The sequence below is a fragment of the Agrobacterium sp. Ap1 genome (assembly GCF_017313375.1).
In the GTDB taxonomy this organism is placed as follows: Bacteria; Pseudomonadota; Alphaproteobacteria; order Rhizobiales; family Rhizobiaceae; genus Neorhizobium; species Neorhizobium cellulosilyticum.
Map to the genome: position 1 here is coordinate 61,106 of NZ_JAFLMY010000007.1, position 14,234 is coordinate 75,339.

Genomic DNA, 14,234 nt, shown 5'->3' on the forward strand with positions numbered 1-14,234 from the left:
TCCGCTGAAATCGAACTGCCCTCTGACCAAGGCCGAGCGCATACCGCGCGGGCAGTGTCGGATGGCTCGTAGTTTCACCTCGCGACGCAAGGACAGACGTCGCAGCGAGATCCAGAACCATGAACAGAACATTGTCTTCCGGGAGAGCCGTGCTCCTCCTCGGCCTTTTGGCCATGAACCCGGTCAGTGCCGGTGCCGCCGCACAGGATTATGAATTCACCCTCCTGAAAAGCGATATCAGGCAAAGTCGCAATGCGATGGTCGAACTTCGGATGACGGACCGGCGCAGCGGCGCGCCCGTTTCGGACGCCATCATTTTCAACACGGCGCTCGACATGGCTCCAGATGGCATGCCGGATATGGGCGCGGCGATCGAGCCGGTCGGGTCGAGTGAACCCGGGGTCTATCACTTCAAGGCGGACCTTTCGATGGTAGGCGCCTGGCGCTTGCGGATCGGAGCGATGATCCAGGGCGAGCCTGAACCGGTCGAGCGTGATCTTATCCTCAAGGTGTCGCCATGAACTGGCTGCCCCGTTTTGGAATGATCCTCGCTGCTTCCGCCGTTATCGGTTCCAGTGGTTATCGGGTGTTTGCCGAGGAGCGTCATTCGGGTGCGGCGCATGGCGCTGCTGCCGGCGCGGCACATGAACATTCGCATGAGGATGGACGCATCCTCTACTATCGGCACCCGGATGGATTGCCGCAATTTTCGGCACAGCCGAAAACCACGGATGACGGCAGGCCTTATCTCGCAGTGAGGAAAAAAGCGGGTGAGGCAGGCGGAAATGCTGAGGCCGCCAAACCTGCCAAGGCCATGCTGGCGGAGCTTGGCTCCACCGCGCCCCGGCGCATCCTTTATTATCGCAATCCGATGGGGCTGGCCGACACGTCGCCGGTGCCGAAGAAGGACAGTATGGGCATGGACTACCTGCCCGTTTTTGCCGACGAGCAGCAGGACGGGGCGACGATCAGGGTCTCTCCCGGAAAACTGCAGCGGACGGGGGTGAAAACCGCGACCGCCGGGATGGCCCGGATCGGTCGGGCAGTCCGGGCACCCGCCACCGTGACCCTGGACGAGACCCGTGTCAGCGTGATCGCGATGCGCACCGATGCCTTCATCGACACGGTTTCGACCGTGACGACGGGCGACCGGATCGGGAAAGGGCAGGTGCTTTTCGGCTTCTATTCCAAGGAAATTGCCACTGCCGGAACGGAATATGCCGCGCCGGGAGGAGATAAGGCAGGTTCGGCGCTTCGCCTGAAAAATCTCGGCGTGCCAGATGAGGCGATCAGCACAATCGCTGAGCGGCGGCAGGTGCCGGCGACCATTGATTACACCTCGCCGCGGGATGGCATCGTTCTCGAACGGCTTGCCATTGCGGGCATGATGGCCAAGCCGGGCGATGTGCTGTTTCGCATCGCGGATATGTCGCATCTGTGGGTGCTGGCCGATCTTCCGGAATATGACTTGGCCGCCGTCCGGATCGGCGCCGACGTGCGTTTGACCGTTCGTAGCCTGCCCGGCCGCGCATTCCATGGCACTGTCGACCTCATCTACCCGCAGGTCGATACCCAGACGCGGACAACGAAGGTCCGCATCGAACTTGCCAATCCGGATGGTGCGCTGCTCATCAACATGTATGCGGAGGTGGAGATCGATACGCGCTCCGAAGACCCCGTCATCGTGGTTCCGAACAGCGCCGTGATCGACACGGGTGATCGCAAACTCGTGTTCCTCGACAGGGGCGAAGGGCGGTTCGAACCGAGAGACGTCAAGCTTGGCGCGCGCGGCGACGCGCAGACCGAAATAGTCACTGGCATCAAGGCCGGTGATCAGGTCGTGGTCGCTGCAAACTTTCTGCTCGATGCCGAGAGCAATCTCAACTCGGCGCTGAGCGCGATGACAGCGGAGGGCGCGAAACAATGATCGCCCGTGTCATATCCTGGTCCGCCCGCAATCTTGTCCTGATCTTTGTCGCGACCATGCTGGTCGTCGCCGGTGGAATTTACGCCTTGCGGTCGCTGCCGCTCGACGCCATTCCCGATCTCTCCGATGTTCAGGTGATCGTCTACACCGATTATCCCGGTCAGGCGCCGCAGGTCGTCGAGGACCAGGTGACCTATCCGCTGACGACCTCCATGCTGACAGTGCCGAAATCCAAGGTGGTGCGTGGTTTCTCCTTTTTCGGCGCTTCGTTCGTTTATGTGATTTTTGAGGATGGCACCGATCCGTACTGGGCGCGCAGCCGCGTACTTGAATATCTCAATGTCGCACAAGCCCGCCTGCCGGATGGGATCACGCCGACGCTCGGCCCTGATGCGACAGGTGTCGGCTGGGTCTATCAATATGCGGTGGTGGCAAAGCAGATGTCGCTTGCGCAGCTGCGGTCCCTGCAGGACTGGGTCGTGCGGTTCGCGGTATCGAAATCCGAAGGTGTTGCCGAGGTCGCCAGTGTCGGCGGTTTCGTCAGGCAATATTCCATCGTGGTCGATCCTGTCCGGCTGAAGGCGCAGGACATTTCGCTCACCGACATCGCCGATGCCGTGCGCGCCAGCAATACGGATGTCGGGGGCCGCACGGTCGAGCTTTCCGAATTCGAGTTCATGGTCCGTGGACGCGGTTATCTGAAGGACATAACCGATATCGAGAATATCGTCCTGAAAACCATGGGCGGCACGCCGCTCAGGCTCGGTGACATCGCAAGGGTCGAACTCGTTCCGGATGAACGGCGCGGGATCACCGAGCTCAACGGTGACGGTGAAGTCGCAAGCGGCATCGTGCTTCAGCGGTTCGGTGCCAATGCACTGTCGGTCATCGATAATGCCAAGGCAAGCCTTGAGTCCATCAAGGACAGCCTGCCGGCTGGTGCCGAGATCGTGCCGGTCTATGACCGCTCGCAATTGATCGAAGCAGCGATCGAAACCTTGAAGGGTACACTTGTCGAAGAGGCAATCGTCGTTGCGCTCGTTACGATCGTCTTTCTCCTGCATGTCCGCAGCGCGCTTGTCGCCATCATCATGTTGCCGGTGGGCGTTCTGATGGCGTTCGTCGCCATGCACTTCCTCAACATCGGCGCCAATATCATGAGCCTCGGCGGCATTGCGATTGCCATCGGAGCGATGATCGATGCGGCGATCGTGATGATCGAAAACGCCCACAAGCATCTGGAGCGTGCACCGCCGGACAAGCCGCGTATCGATATCCTCATTGAGGCGGCGAGCGAGGTCGGTCCGGCGCTGTTCTTCAGCCTGCTGATCATCACCGTCTCCTTCCTGCCGATCTTCACGCTGGAATCACAGGAGGGGAGGCTGTTCAGTCCGCTTGCCTTCACCAAGACCTTTGCAATGGCGGCGGCTGCGATCCTGTCGGTGACGCTGGTGCCGGCGCTGATGGTCGTCTTCGTCAGGGGGCGGATCGTTCCGGAGCATAAAAACCCGATCAATCGTTTCCTGATCTGGATCTACCGTCCGGTGATCGCCGGGGTGCTGAAGGCGAAGGTTCTGACGATAGTGGTGGGGCTTCTCGTCCTCGGGGCCACGGTCTGGCCGATCCAGCATATCGGCAGCGAGTTCATGCCGGATTTGGACGAAGGTAAGCTGATGTACATGCCGACGACCCTGCCCGGCCTGTCGGTGACCAAGGCAGCGGAACTGCTGCAGACCCAGGACCGGATCATCAAGTCCTTTCCGGAAGTTGAAAGCGTCTTCGGCAAGGCCGGGCGTGCCTTGACGGCGACCGATCCCGCGCCGGTCGAGATGTTCGAGACGATCATCACGCTGAAGCCGAAATCCGAGTGGCGGCAGGGCGTGACGACGGCAAGCCTGAAAAAGGAGATGAACGAAGCTCTGCAGTTTCCCGGCGTCGCCAATGCCTGGACGATGCCGATCCGCGCCCGCATCGACATGCTGTCGACAGGCATCCGCACTCCGGTCGGCGTGAAGGTTTACGGTACCGATCTGAATGAGCTGGAGACGGTCGCCCGGCAGATCGAAACCGTGTTGAAGGATGTGGAAGGCACGTCCAGCGCTTATGCGGAACGGGTGATCGGCGGTTATTATCTCGATATCGTGCCGGACCGGATGGCGCTCGGGCGCTACGGGCTGACCATCGGGGATGTGCAGGACGTCGTGTCCATGGCGCTCGGCTCGGAAGTCGTGACCTCTACCGTGGAGGGCCGCGAACGTTATGGCGTGGCGATCCGCTTTCCGCGCGCGTCGCGCAGCGATCCGCAGTCTATCGCAAGAGACGTGCTTGTCTCGCTGCCCGGTGGTGGAACGGTTCCACTGGGCGAAGTTGCCGAGGTCAGCCTGACGCGGGGTGCAACAACGGTGCGGACAGAAAACGGCCAACTCGCGGTCTATATCTATGTCGACATCACCGGCCGCGATCTCGGTGGTTATGTCGCCGAGGCCCGGCAGGCGGTGGCGACACGGGTGGAGCTTCCAACGGGTTATTCCGTGGCATGGAGCGGCCAGTTCGAATATCTCGAACGGGCGGCAGCACGGCTCTCCATCGTCGTGCCGCTGACGCTTGCGCTGATTTTCCTCCTGCTCTACCTGAATTTCAGGGCGCTGACGGAAACCCTGATCGTCATGCTCTCCCTGCCCTTCGCGCTCGTCGGCGGCATCTGGCTGATGTGGTGGCTCGGGTTCAACGTGTCGGTTGCGGTCGCTGTCGGTTTCATCGCTCTTGCGGGTGTTGCGGCGGAAACGGGCGTGATCATGCTGATCTATCTCGACCACGCCCTGAAGGAGCGGCAAGCCTCATGTGCAAGCGAGGGGCGGGCGCTGACGAGAGAGGATCTCCATCGCGCCATCATGGTCGGCGCTGTCGAACGTGTTCGGCCGAAGATGATGACCGTGGTTGCCATCATGGCCGGTCTCCTGCCGATCCTGTGGAGTACCGGCACGGGAGCGGAGATCATGCAGCGCATAGCGGTGCCGATGATCGGCGGCATGGTGTCCTCGACGCTGCTGACCCTGATCGTCATTCCGGCGATCTATGCTCTGGTCAAGGGGAGGAGGCTGGGTAGCGAAAGTTCCAGTTCGGCCAATGTGGCTGAAGCCGATCTCGGCATCAAGGCGCCGGCAAGATGAACTGAACGCGATTGAAAAATTCGGGAGCCGGGTACAGCCCGGCTCTTTCCGATCGCTGAAGTCAGCGTTTTCCAGCCGAGGTGACCGCTTTTTCGGCGCCGCCATCTTGCTCGAGTTCCTTGACCAGCATGGCAAGGAGGCCGGGAAAGCGTGCCTCGATATCTTCGCGGCGAAGCGAGGAGGCGCGACGGTTTCCGTAATCGATCTGGCTGATCAGGCCTGCCTCGCGAAGGATTTTGAAGTGGTGGGTGAGCGAAGCCTTGGCGACCGGAAAGCCGAAGGAAACGCAATTGCGCTCCATGCCGTCCGGCAAGGTCGCCAGGATGGCGATTGCGGTGCGGCGAAGCGGATCGGACAGCGTCGAGAAGACAGTGCTCAGGTCGATCTCGTCGCGTGCTGGCTGGGGAAGCAGTTCTGACATAGGGTAATTCTACGAAAATTGGCATCTCGATGCAAGTAACAGGTATGTCTTGACGCATACCTTTGTAAGGCATAGGTATGTCTTACACCATACCAGCACTTCTATTGCACCTGCGGATATCGGTCGAATCTATAAGCAGCCGGCGGCGTCTCGATATTGAATGCGGCGTCGAACCCTATCATTCCGAAAGTGAGCGACATGCCTCAGCCACAGCTTTTCACACCGTTCAAGATCCGCAATCTCGAGCTTGAGAACCGTATCACCATCGCACCGATGTGCACCTATTCCGCGGTGGATGGATGCATGACCGACTGGCATCTGATCCATCTGGGGCAATTGGCGCTTTCCGGTGCCGGTCTGTTGACGATCGAGGCGACGGCTGTCGTTCCCGAAGGTCGGATCAGCTATGCCGATGTCGGCTTGTATGATGACGCGACGGAAGCGGCGATGCGCCGGACGCTGGAAAGCGTCCGCAAGTGGTCGAACATTCCGATCGCCGTTCAGCTTGCCCATGCCGGGCGCAAGGCATCGTCAAACCTGCCGTGGCTCGGTGGTGCGCAGCTTCCCGCCGATCACAAGGATGGCTGGCAGACCGAGGCACCGTCCGCAGTTCCGTTCAAATCGACCGACACGGTGCCGACCGAACTTTCCCGCGAGCGGATGAACGAGATCCGCGACGCATTTGTCCAGGCCGCAATTCGCGCGGCGCGTATCGGCATCGATGCGGTGCAGATCCATGCCGCGCACGGCTATCTGCTGCATTCATTCCTGTCTCCGCTCGCCAACCAGCGGACCGACGAATACGGCGGAAGCCTCGAAAACCGCATGCGCTTCCCGCTGGAAGTGTTCGACGCGGTGCGGGCCGCTTTCCCGGCCGACAAGGTCGTATCGGTTCGCGTCTCGGCAACCGACTGGTATGATGGCGGCTGGAACCTGGATGAAACGATCGAGTTTGCCAAGGCATTGGAGAGCCATGGCTGCGACGCGATCAACGTGTCGACCGGCGGGCTGCATGTCGACCAGAAAATCCCCGTGTCGCCGAGCTATCAGGTGCCGTTCGCGCGTGCCGTCAAGGCCGCGGTGAAAATGCCGGTCGTCGCCGTCGGGTTGATCACCGAACCGTCTCAGGCAGAAGCGATCGTTGCGACAGGTGATGCAGATCTTATCGGCCTCGCCCGTACGATCCTCTATGATCCGCGCTGGCCGTGGCATGCCGCTGCCGCTTTGGGCGGCGAGGTTTCCGCCGCCCCTCAGTATCACCGCAGCCAGCCATCGACGCTGAAGTCGCTGTTCAAGGCGTGAGTGAAGAATGACGCAAAGGCCTTCGCTCCGGCATGGATCGAGGGCCTTTTTGCAAATCAAGGAGAGCGATCCCGGCTCTTCTGGCTTTCGTCAACAGCTTGCGGGCATGAGGTGGAATTTCCGCGGTTCCGCCAAAGGTCGTAACTTCGTTTCCGCTTGTGGGCGGCAATAGTATATAATTTTTGTATACTGCCAGAGTCGGCCGGCGGTAAGCTCCTGTGCCCGGCGGTGTTCATCTGAACAACGGCCGGTTCATCGATCAGGAGACGAAACAGATGTCGACATTGAAGGATTACCTGGCTCAAAAGCGGGCGGCACTGCTTGAGCGGCGCAGGCGTATCAAATCCGGCGAACTTGGTGTCGCAACACTGAAGGCGAGTGCGAGTGCGGAAGGCCGCAGCGGTGTGCGCCGTATTCGTATTCGGGATTTCCAGGTCGTCTCCGACAGGCCGCCGGATTTTGCCGGTTACAATCTCGGACCGGCGTCTCCGGAGTTGCTGGTCGGTGCGCTTTCTAGTTGCCTGACCCATACCTGGCTCATCCACGCGGCAGATCAGCAGGTCGCTCTGGAAGAGTTGCATGCGGAAGTCTCGGCAAGGATCGACCCGCGAGGCGGCTCCGAAGGGCATGAGGATATTCCGGTCTATCCGCATGATTTCGAATACACGGTTTCGTTGGTTTCGGACGCCAGCCCGGATGCGATTGCCCGTGTTGCGGCGGCTGTCGAAAAGGCCTGCCCGATCCTCAATCTTCTCAAGCGCGGTACCAATGTTACCGGTCGTATCGACCACAAGTCTCCTGCATCCGTAGCTGCCGCTTAACTTCCAACGCGACCAGGCAATGCTCGAAAATAGGTGATCCGCAAGGCGATTGGTGCGGATTGCTTTTCCGGTTTCGATATTATGGAACATAATTATGAGTGATATTGCATCCCCCGATTTTCCTCCTTCACTCTGGAACGCGGTAACGCGCCCGCGGACCTCCAATTCCAGCCTCTCAGGCGAGGCGAGGGCAGGGGTTGCGATCATCGGAGCCGGCTTTACCGGCCTTTCGGCCGCTCTTCATCTTGCCGAGCGTGGCCACAAGGTGATCATGCTCGAGGCCGTTCAGGTTGGCTGGGGGGCGTCCGGCCGTAATAACGGTCAGGTCATTCCCACCATGACCGGTGCCGAACCGGACAGCATTGCGAAAACCCATGGGGAGGCCGGGGAGCGGTTCGCCCAGCTGGTCAGCGATAGCGCTTCCTATCTTTTCGACCTCGTACGTAGACACGACATCGATTGCGAGGCGCAACAGAACGGCTGGTTTCAGCCGGCGCATTCGCCCGGGCGTGTGCGGCTTTCGGCAAGTCGCGTGGAAGCCTGGTCGCGCCGCGGCGCACCGGTTCGCCTGCTCGATGCGGCAGAGACTGCCGATCTAATCGGCTCGCGAGACTGGTATGGCGGCATGCTCAACAGCAGTGGCGGGCACATCAATCCGCTGGCCTTTGCCAGAGGGCTTGCCGATCGCCTCACCGCCGCCGGCGCAGTGCTACACGAAAACACGCCTGTCCGGTCGATCGAGAAAACATCGTCGGGATGGGTGATCTCGACCCCCGCTGGGCGCGTCATATCCGATCAGGTCATTTTAGCCTCGAATGGCTACACGGACTGGTTCGAAAGCCGGCTGGCGCCGAAGGTCGCGCATTCGCTCGTACCAATCCTGTCGTGGCAGATGGCGACTGAACCGCAGCCGGACGCGGTGCGCGCCAGTGTTCTGCCAGGGCGACAGGCATTGTCGGATACCCATGGTGACCTGCGTTTCTTCCGCTGGGATGCCCGTGGTCGGCTTGTGACCGGTGGGGCGCTGATGTTTCCGTTCAACGGTGCGGAGCGGCTGAAAGAGCGGATCGGCAAACGATTGGCCGGGATCTTTCCGCAGATGGGCAGGCCGAAATTCGACTTCGTCTGGAATGGCCGTATCGGCATGACGGTGGACCGGATGCCGCAATTCTATAATCCCGCGCCCGGGCTGTGGACATGGAGCGCCTGTAACGGCCGCGGTGTCGCCTTGGCAACCTCGCTCGGCAAGGTCTTTGCCGACGCGATCGAAGGTGTCGGTCAGCGGGATCTGGCTGTTCCGATAACCCCGGTCCGCACCATTCCCTTCCATCCGATTGCAAAACGTGTCGCTCCGGCCATGCTCGGTTGGTACCGGCTGAAGGACAGGCTTGAGCCTGCCTATAAGTGAACTGGGAGACGATCTGCGTCATGAGTGAGAACAGCAAAACCGGCCATCTGGTGCCGATCGAATGGCTGCAGGCGGCTTTCAATATGCGCGCCGCAGCCTATGCCAACATATTCGACGTGCTGCGGGACGCGTTCGGCACGCAAAAGTCCGTCGAGCTTCTGTCCGAAGCGACGCGCCGTATGGGTATTACCGCCGGCGCCCGGTTTGCCGATCTCGGCCCGGATAGATTGATGGCCCTGAAGGAGCGGTTTCTCGGCACCATTCCGGCAGGTGATATCCTCTTTCAGCCGGAAGTTCGTTGAAACGACGACGAGCGCCTGGAAATCAAGTTTCATCGCTGTCCGCTGAAGGAAGCATGGCAGGCGATGGGGCGGTCCGATGACGATCTCGAACTCTTGTGCAAGGCGGGCGGAGCGATTGATGGCGGCCTGTTCAAGGCGGCCGGTTTTGTCTTCAAGGGGGAAACCTGGAGGCCAGGTGAAGAGGGGTGCTGCAAGCTTGTGGTGGAACCGGGGCCTGCCGCCTGATCAAGGCTCTTCGATTTTTCGCGAATATCGGGCCCGACAGAGAGCGCTTCTCTTTGTCGGGCCTCAGCCTCTAATTCTCAAGGAATGCCGCGGCGAGATCGCCACGGCATTCCTGTGATCTCAGATGAACTCGACCACTGCTCCGCTCGCATCCGCCGGTGAAACGGCAATGCCTCCGGCAGATGTCCTGATGAACGCGATGCCCTGAGCGGAGAGAAGCTCTGCTGTCTTTTCGCGATCCTTCACCCGAATGCGCAGCACGGCAAAGCCATTGGCGGGTGTCCTGGCAATATCGAGACCCGGGTAAAGCGCGGCAATCGCTGCCGGTTCGAAGAAGAACAGCGGTGCCGAATTCTGGCCGGTCTCAACACGAAAACCGCCTTCGATTTCCTCGACACGACCTGCGGCATAGAAGCTTGCATAGGTTTCCGCCGTCTTGCGAGGATCGTCGCTGATGCCGGTTATGCCGCCAAGACCAATCGCGCCATTGGCATGGTCCTGAAGTTCCGGCCTCCACACCATGTCGCGCGTTTCGTGCTGGCAAAGGAAGAAGTGCCCGAGCGGTACTTGCTCAGGGTCGAAGCCCAATGTCCTGAAGCTTGCAATGCCTTCGCCGCCGCCGGGCAGGGGGAGTGGACGTGAAAACGCGCTGATCTCTCCCGTCCTGATGCCGAGTTCGGCAAGCGCAGGCTTGGCTGCGTCCGCACTTGCGGTGCGATTGGCAATCGCCTGCAGGCCCTGGCCATAGGTCGCGAGCGTCTTGCGCTGCGGTGCATTGAGTTCGGTCTCGGCGACCAGTCCAAGAAGCTCGAGATAGTCGTCCTGAAAAATGATCGTGTAGTTGGCCGATCCTTTTTGCGGACTGTGAAGCCCTCGGGGAGAAAGCGTGAAGCCAAGGCGGCGGTAACGTTCGGCGCTGTCATCGAGATCATTGACCAGCAGATAGCTGTGATCCACGCCAAGCACGGGGTGGGACATGATTTTCCTCATCGGATCGAAGGATGGTACCCGCCGGCGGCAAGCCGGCCGAGCGATTGATCGATGATCACGAGCCTATCTGGTCCCGACAGATTTCTACTGACTTGGTATTCTATTTTCAGGGCAAGTGCGGAAGTTTCTTTGCGGCCCCGGTGCGTCTGGAACAATCGTGTTCCAGACATAAAACCGGCGACGATCGATGGACAAATCCCTAGAAAGCTCCGGTCTCTCAGTCACGATAACGCAAGGCTTCGATCAGCAGGCGGAAGGCGGGAGATACCTGTCGGCGGCTGGGATAATAGAGGTGATATCCGGGGAATGGCGGGCACCAGTCCTCAAGCACACGTTCCAGCTTTCCCTCATCGAACAGCTTGCCGAACTGATCGTCCGGAAGACACACAAGGCCGAGGCCGTTGACGGCTGCCTCGACCAGCATGGGCACATCATTGCAGGTGAACTGGCCCTGGACGCGCACATTGAGCGGTCTGTCGTCCTTCTCGAATTCCCAGGCATAAAGGCCGCCAAGTGTGGGAAGCCGAAGGTTCATGCAGACATGCTGTGTCAGGTCATGCGGCGATAGCGGCCTGCCTTTCCTCTCGAAATAGGCGGGTGATCCGGCAACGACCATGCGCAGTTCCGGGCCAATCCGTACCGCCACCATATCCTTCTCCACCCGCTCGCCCAGCCGAATGCCCGCATCGTAACGTTCGGTGACGATGTCGGTGAAACGCTGGTCGACCGAGATTTCGATATTGATGTCGGGATATTCCGCCATAATCCGGCTTGCCGCGGGCATGACGATGCCGACCGCTGGCTGGCGGCTCGATGTCAGACGAATGGTTCCGGCGGGCTTGGCACCGAGCGCGCTTATCGCATCGACGCGAGTTTCGATGTCATCGAATGCCGGGCGCAGCGTTTCAAGCAATTGTTCGCCAGCATCGGTCGGTGCGACGTTGCGCGTCGTGCGGGTGAGCAGGCGTACGCCCATCCGCTCCTCCATCCGCCGGATCGTGTGACTGAGCGACGATTGCGACGTGCCCATCCTTGCGGCCGCGCGGGTAAAGCTCCGTTCCTCTGCAACGGCCATGAACGCCAGAAGATCGCCGATTTCATCGCGCCGCATTTATTAATCTCCAGCATATGTCCATGTAGGATTTAGCGCATGGATGGCTGGGTGCGCCAATGACAAAGCCGAGAGCATAAAGGCGCTCAGACGCGCGAGAGTGATCGGCCACGACCGATCTTCGTTGACGAGCGCGATCTGCTTGCCCATGGTTTTCAAATCAGGTGATGTATTGCGGCATCGCACGAAGCCGCAGCAAGGGAGAGATCGGTGCAGCCCGAACAACGCAAGCGGCAGGACGCCGCACAGCCGCAAAAATCTCTCAAGGTGGGTTTCATTCTCGCCCGGTCGTTCACACTGTCGGCGTTTGCCATGTTCGTCGACACGTTGCGTCTTGCCAGTGATCAAAAGGATCGATCCGGCAGGGTTCTTGCCGACTGGCAGGTTCTCAGCAGCACCCGCCATATGGTCACGTCAAGCTGCGGAATACAGGTTGCTCCGACCACGGATTTCATCGACCCGGCCCGATTCAATTATATCGTCGTGGTCGGCGGGCTCCTGTCGGTGTCGCAGCCGGTGGACAACGAGACTGTCTCCTACCTGAAACAGGCGTCCGCCAGGGGCGTGCCGCTTATCGGCGTCTGTACCGGCTCCTTCATTTTGGCCGAGGCCGGCCTGATGGCGAACCACGAGAGCTGCGTCAGCTGGCTCCATCACCAGGATTTTCGCGAGCGGTTTCCGGATTTGAAGGTTCGCTCGGATCGGCTTTTCCATATCGACGGTGAGCGTGGTTCCTGTGCCGGCGGCAGCAGTTCGGCGGATCTGGCTAACGTTCTGGTTCAGCGCCATATCGGCAGAGACGCAGCCAGGAATGCTCTTGAAGTCCTGCAGATCGATCAGGCCAGATCGGCTACCCATTCGCAGGCCCGGCGCCCGTTTGTCGTTGAAGCGAGAGATCCGCGTATCATCTCGGTGCTGATTACCATGGAGCAAAATCTGGAAGGCGACGTGTCGCTGGAGGGGTTGGCAAAGTCGGTCGGGCTTTCCCGGCGTCAGCTTGAACGGCTGTTCGAGGAGCAGACGGGGCTTTCCCCGGGAGCGGCCTACCGCAAGATACGCCTGGAGCGCGCCAGAGAACTGCTTCAGAACACAAACCGCGCCGTGATCGATATTGCCTTCGACGTCGGATATTCAAGCGCATCGCATTTTACCAAGGCGTTCAGGCTTGCCTTCGGCAAAACGCCGTTGGGTATGAGAGAAGGCCAAGCTGCAATCCATTGAGGAACAGGGATGTCGAACCATTCGCCCTGTCGATTACGACTGGTCTGGTATGGATAGTGCGGGGGCGCGGCCAGAAAGCCGCACCCCCGTCAAAATTTGTTTGATATCTCGACTTAGCCGAAAGGTCGGTCGATCGAATGGGCCGGTTCGGTGAAGAAGACCGGGCCTTCTCCTGACATGTAGATAATGTCTTCGAGACGCACGCCGCATTCGCCGTATACGCAGAGCATCGGCTCGTCGGAGAAGACCATGCCGGGCTGAAGTTTCGTCTTGTTGCCGCGAACGATGAACGGGTTTTCGTGCAGGTCCATGCCCAGCCCATGACCGGTGCGGTGCGGCAGGCCGGGGACCTGATAGTCCGGTCCGTAGCCGGCATCCGTCAGTACCTTGCGGGCGGCTGCATCGACATCCTCGCAAGGGCAGCCGAGCCGGGCTGCCTCGAAGGCGGCGCGGTGGGCTGCCTTTTCCATGTTCCAGAGTTCGCGCTGACGCTCCGTCGCTTCACCGAAGACATAGGTGCGGGTGATATCCGAGCAATAGCGGTGGATATGCGCGCCGAGATCGATCAGCACCATGTCGCCTTTGGCAAGCGTCTGTGCGTAGGGCACGCCATGCGGATAGGCGGTCGCCTCGCCGAACTGGGCGGCGGCGAAGACATGGCGCATGCCGAGTTTCTGATGGGCGCTCGCGATGAAATCCGTCACTTCGGTGGTCGATACACCTTCGTAAAGTCCTTCCCATACGGCCTTGTGGACGCGCAGGCTGGCGGTCATCGCCGTCTGGATGATGGCGATTTCGGTGGCCGACTTGATCTGGCGGCAGGCTGCGATCAGATCACCGGCGCCGATGACCGTCAGACGCGCGCCGATATGGGCGGTGATCGGGCTTGAGAACATGAAGGGCGTGGCGGGATCGAAGGTGAGTGTCTTGCCCTCTACGGGCAGATCGCAGATCAGGTTTGCGACGAGCAGGGCCGGGTCTTCATGCTCTTCCCAGGTGGCGATCTCGCCCTGGATCCTGATGAGGGTTACCGTCTTCGGCTCCTCGAAGGCCGGGCTGATATAGATCGGCGCGCCCGTGGACGGGATGATCGCGCCGTGCAGGCGCTCGCTGGCGCCGAGCGACATGCCGGTGAAATAGGTGAGGCTGGTCGAGGTATCGAGATAGACGGCCTTGACGCCCGCCTCCCGCATCAAGGCCTGCAGCTTGGCGATGCGGGATTGAAGCTCTTCGACGGAGATCGGAGCAATTGCGGCGGCGATGTTTTCAAATTCGGCAAGCGATTGTTCGAAAGATTTGTAGACGGGGGCACTCATGGTCTTGTTCCTGAAACGGA

The 14,234-nt window shown here is 60.3% G+C and carries 13 protein-coding genes; 9 read left to right on the forward strand and 4 right to left on the reverse strand.

The window, feature by feature from the left end; all coding sequences use genetic code 11:
- Window positions 1-119 precede the first annotated feature (119 nt).
- Genes JZX87_RS15560 through JZX87_RS15570 form a run of 3 tightly spaced genes read left to right on the forward strand, consistent with a single transcriptional unit; the run spans window position 120 to window position 5,097 of the window.
- A complete protein-coding gene (locus JZX87_RS15560) occupies window positions 120-521 on the forward strand; it encodes a FixH family protein (protein WP_183685562.1) in 402 nt (133 codons plus the stop codon).
- Window positions 518-1,927 carry an efflux RND transporter periplasmic adaptor subunit gene (locus JZX87_RS15565; RefSeq protein ID WP_206826616.1) on the forward strand — a complete coding sequence of 470 codons (1,410 nt, stop codon included), beginning with the start codon at window positions 518-520 and terminating at the stop codon, window positions 1,925-1,927. The genes JZX87_RS15560 and JZX87_RS15565 overlap by 4 nt, the downstream gene beginning before the upstream one ends.
- Window positions 1,924-5,097, forward strand: a complete 3,174-nt coding sequence (locus JZX87_RS15570) for an efflux RND transporter permease subunit (RefSeq protein ID WP_206826617.1) — start codon at window positions 1,924-1,926, stop codon at window positions 5,095-5,097. The genes JZX87_RS15565 and JZX87_RS15570 overlap by 4 nt, the downstream gene beginning before the upstream one ends.
- A gap of 61 nt (window positions 5,098-5,158) precedes the next feature.
- Here the strand turns inward: JZX87_RS15570 and JZX87_RS15575 are convergent, their stop codons facing one another.
- Window positions 5,159-5,518: an ArsR/SmtB family transcription factor gene (locus tag JZX87_RS15575; RefSeq protein ID WP_206826618.1), complete on the reverse strand. Its 360-nt coding sequence runs from the start codon at window positions 5,516-5,518 to the stop codon at window positions 5,159-5,161.
- 198 nt (window positions 5,519-5,716) lie between these two features.
- Here JZX87_RS15575 and JZX87_RS15580 point away from each other — a divergent pair, with 198 nt between their 5' ends.
- From JZX87_RS15580 to JZX87_RS15600, 5 genes are all read left to right on the forward strand, one after another.
- Window positions 5,717-6,820, forward strand: a complete 1,104-nt coding sequence (locus JZX87_RS15580; protein WP_206826619.1) for an NADH:flavin oxidoreductase/NADH oxidase — start codon at window positions 5,717-5,719, stop codon at window positions 6,818-6,820.
- A 275-nt stretch (window positions 6,821-7,095) separates the two neighbouring features.
- Window positions 7,096-7,641 (forward strand): OsmC family protein, encoded by a 546-nt coding sequence (locus tag JZX87_RS15585; protein ID WP_206826621.1) that lies wholly within the window; start codon window positions 7,096-7,098, stop codon window positions 7,639-7,641.
- A gap of 94 nt (window positions 7,642-7,735) precedes the next feature.
- Complete coding sequence (locus JZX87_RS15590; RefSeq protein ID WP_206826623.1) at window positions 7,736-9,049, forward strand: NAD(P)/FAD-dependent oxidoreductase; 1,314 nt, start codon at window positions 7,736-7,738, stop codon at window positions 9,047-9,049.
- 20 nt (window positions 9,050-9,069) lie between these two features.
- Entirely contained in the window at window positions 9,070-9,351 is a 282-nt protein-coding gene (locus JZX87_RS15595; protein ID WP_206826625.1) for a hypothetical protein, read from the forward strand.
- A gap of 63 nt (window positions 9,352-9,414) precedes the next feature.
- On the forward strand, window positions 9,415-9,576 hold the full coding sequence (locus JZX87_RS15600; RefSeq protein ID WP_404945540.1) for a hypothetical protein: 162 nt from the start codon (window positions 9,415-9,417) through the stop codon (window positions 9,574-9,576).
- Window positions 9,577-9,696: 120 nt separating this feature from the next.
- Here the strand turns inward: JZX87_RS15600 and JZX87_RS15605 are convergent, their stop codons facing one another.
- Together JZX87_RS15605 and JZX87_RS15610 are read right to left on the reverse strand one after the other, a co-directional pair.
- Complete coding sequence (locus JZX87_RS15605) at window positions 9,697-10,554, reverse strand: VOC family protein (protein ID WP_206826627.1); 858 nt, start codon at window positions 10,552-10,554, stop codon at window positions 9,697-9,699.
- A gap of 229 nt (window positions 10,555-10,783) precedes the next feature.
- Entirely contained in the window at window positions 10,784-11,677 is an 894-nt protein-coding gene (locus JZX87_RS15610) for a LysR family transcriptional regulator (RefSeq protein ID WP_206826629.1), read from the reverse strand.
- A 210-nt stretch (window positions 11,678-11,887) separates the two neighbouring features.
- On the opposite strand from JZX87_RS15610, the gene JZX87_RS15615 reads away from it, so the two are divergent.
- Window positions 11,888-12,898: a GlxA family transcriptional regulator gene (locus JZX87_RS15615; RefSeq protein WP_206826631.1), complete on the forward strand. Its 1,011-nt coding sequence runs from the start codon at window positions 11,888-11,890 to the stop codon at window positions 12,896-12,898.
- A 113-nt stretch (window positions 12,899-13,011) separates the two neighbouring features.
- Here JZX87_RS15615 and JZX87_RS15620 read toward each other — a convergent pair whose 3' ends face one another.
- Complete coding sequence (locus JZX87_RS15620; RefSeq protein WP_206826633.1) at window positions 13,012-14,214, reverse strand: M24 family metallopeptidase; 1,203 nt, start codon at window positions 14,212-14,214, stop codon at window positions 13,012-13,014.
- Between the last annotated feature and the right edge of the window lie 20 nt (window positions 14,215-14,234).

Coding starts and splice junctions, on each gene's coding strand:
- JZX87_RS15560 (WP_183685562.1), top strand. CDS start 120: ATGAACAGAACATTGTCTTCCGGGAGAGCCGTGCTCCTCCTCGGCCTT.
- JZX87_RS15610 (WP_206826629.1), bottom strand. CDS start 11,677: ATGCGGCGCGATGAAATCGGCGATCTTCTGGCGTTCATGGCCGTTGCA.
- JZX87_RS15580 (WP_206826619.1), top strand. CDS start 5,717: ATGCCTCAGCCACAGCTTTTCACACCGTTCAAGATCCGCAATCTCGAG.
- JZX87_RS15590 (WP_206826623.1), top strand. CDS start 7,736: ATGAGTGATATTGCATCCCCCGATTTTCCTCCTTCACTCTGGAACGCG.
- JZX87_RS15585 (WP_206826621.1), top strand. CDS start 7,096: ATGTCGACATTGAAGGATTACCTGGCTCAAAAGCGGGCGGCACTGCTT.
- JZX87_RS15595 (WP_206826625.1), top strand. CDS start 9,070: ATGAGTGAGAACAGCAAAACCGGCCATCTGGTGCCGATCGAATGGCTG.
- JZX87_RS15575 (WP_206826618.1), bottom strand. CDS start 5,518: ATGTCAGAACTGCTTCCCCAGCCAGCACGCGACGAGATCGACCTGAGC.
- JZX87_RS15620 (WP_206826633.1), bottom strand. CDS start 14,214: ATGAGTGCCCCCGTCTACAAATCTTTCGAACAATCGCTTGCCGAATTT.
- JZX87_RS15565 (WP_206826616.1), top strand. CDS start 518: ATGAACTGGCTGCCCCGTTTTGGAATGATCCTCGCTGCTTCCGCCGTT.
- JZX87_RS15570 (WP_206826617.1), top strand. CDS start 1,924: ATGATCGCCCGTGTCATATCCTGGTCCGCCCGCAATCTTGTCCTGATC.
- JZX87_RS15605 (WP_206826627.1), bottom strand. CDS start 10,554: ATGTCCCACCCCGTGCTTGGCGTGGATCACAGCTATCTGCTGGTCAAT.
- JZX87_RS15600 (WP_404945540.1), top strand. CDS start 9,415: ATGGGGCGGTCCGATGACGATCTCGAACTCTTGTGCAAGGCGGGCGGA.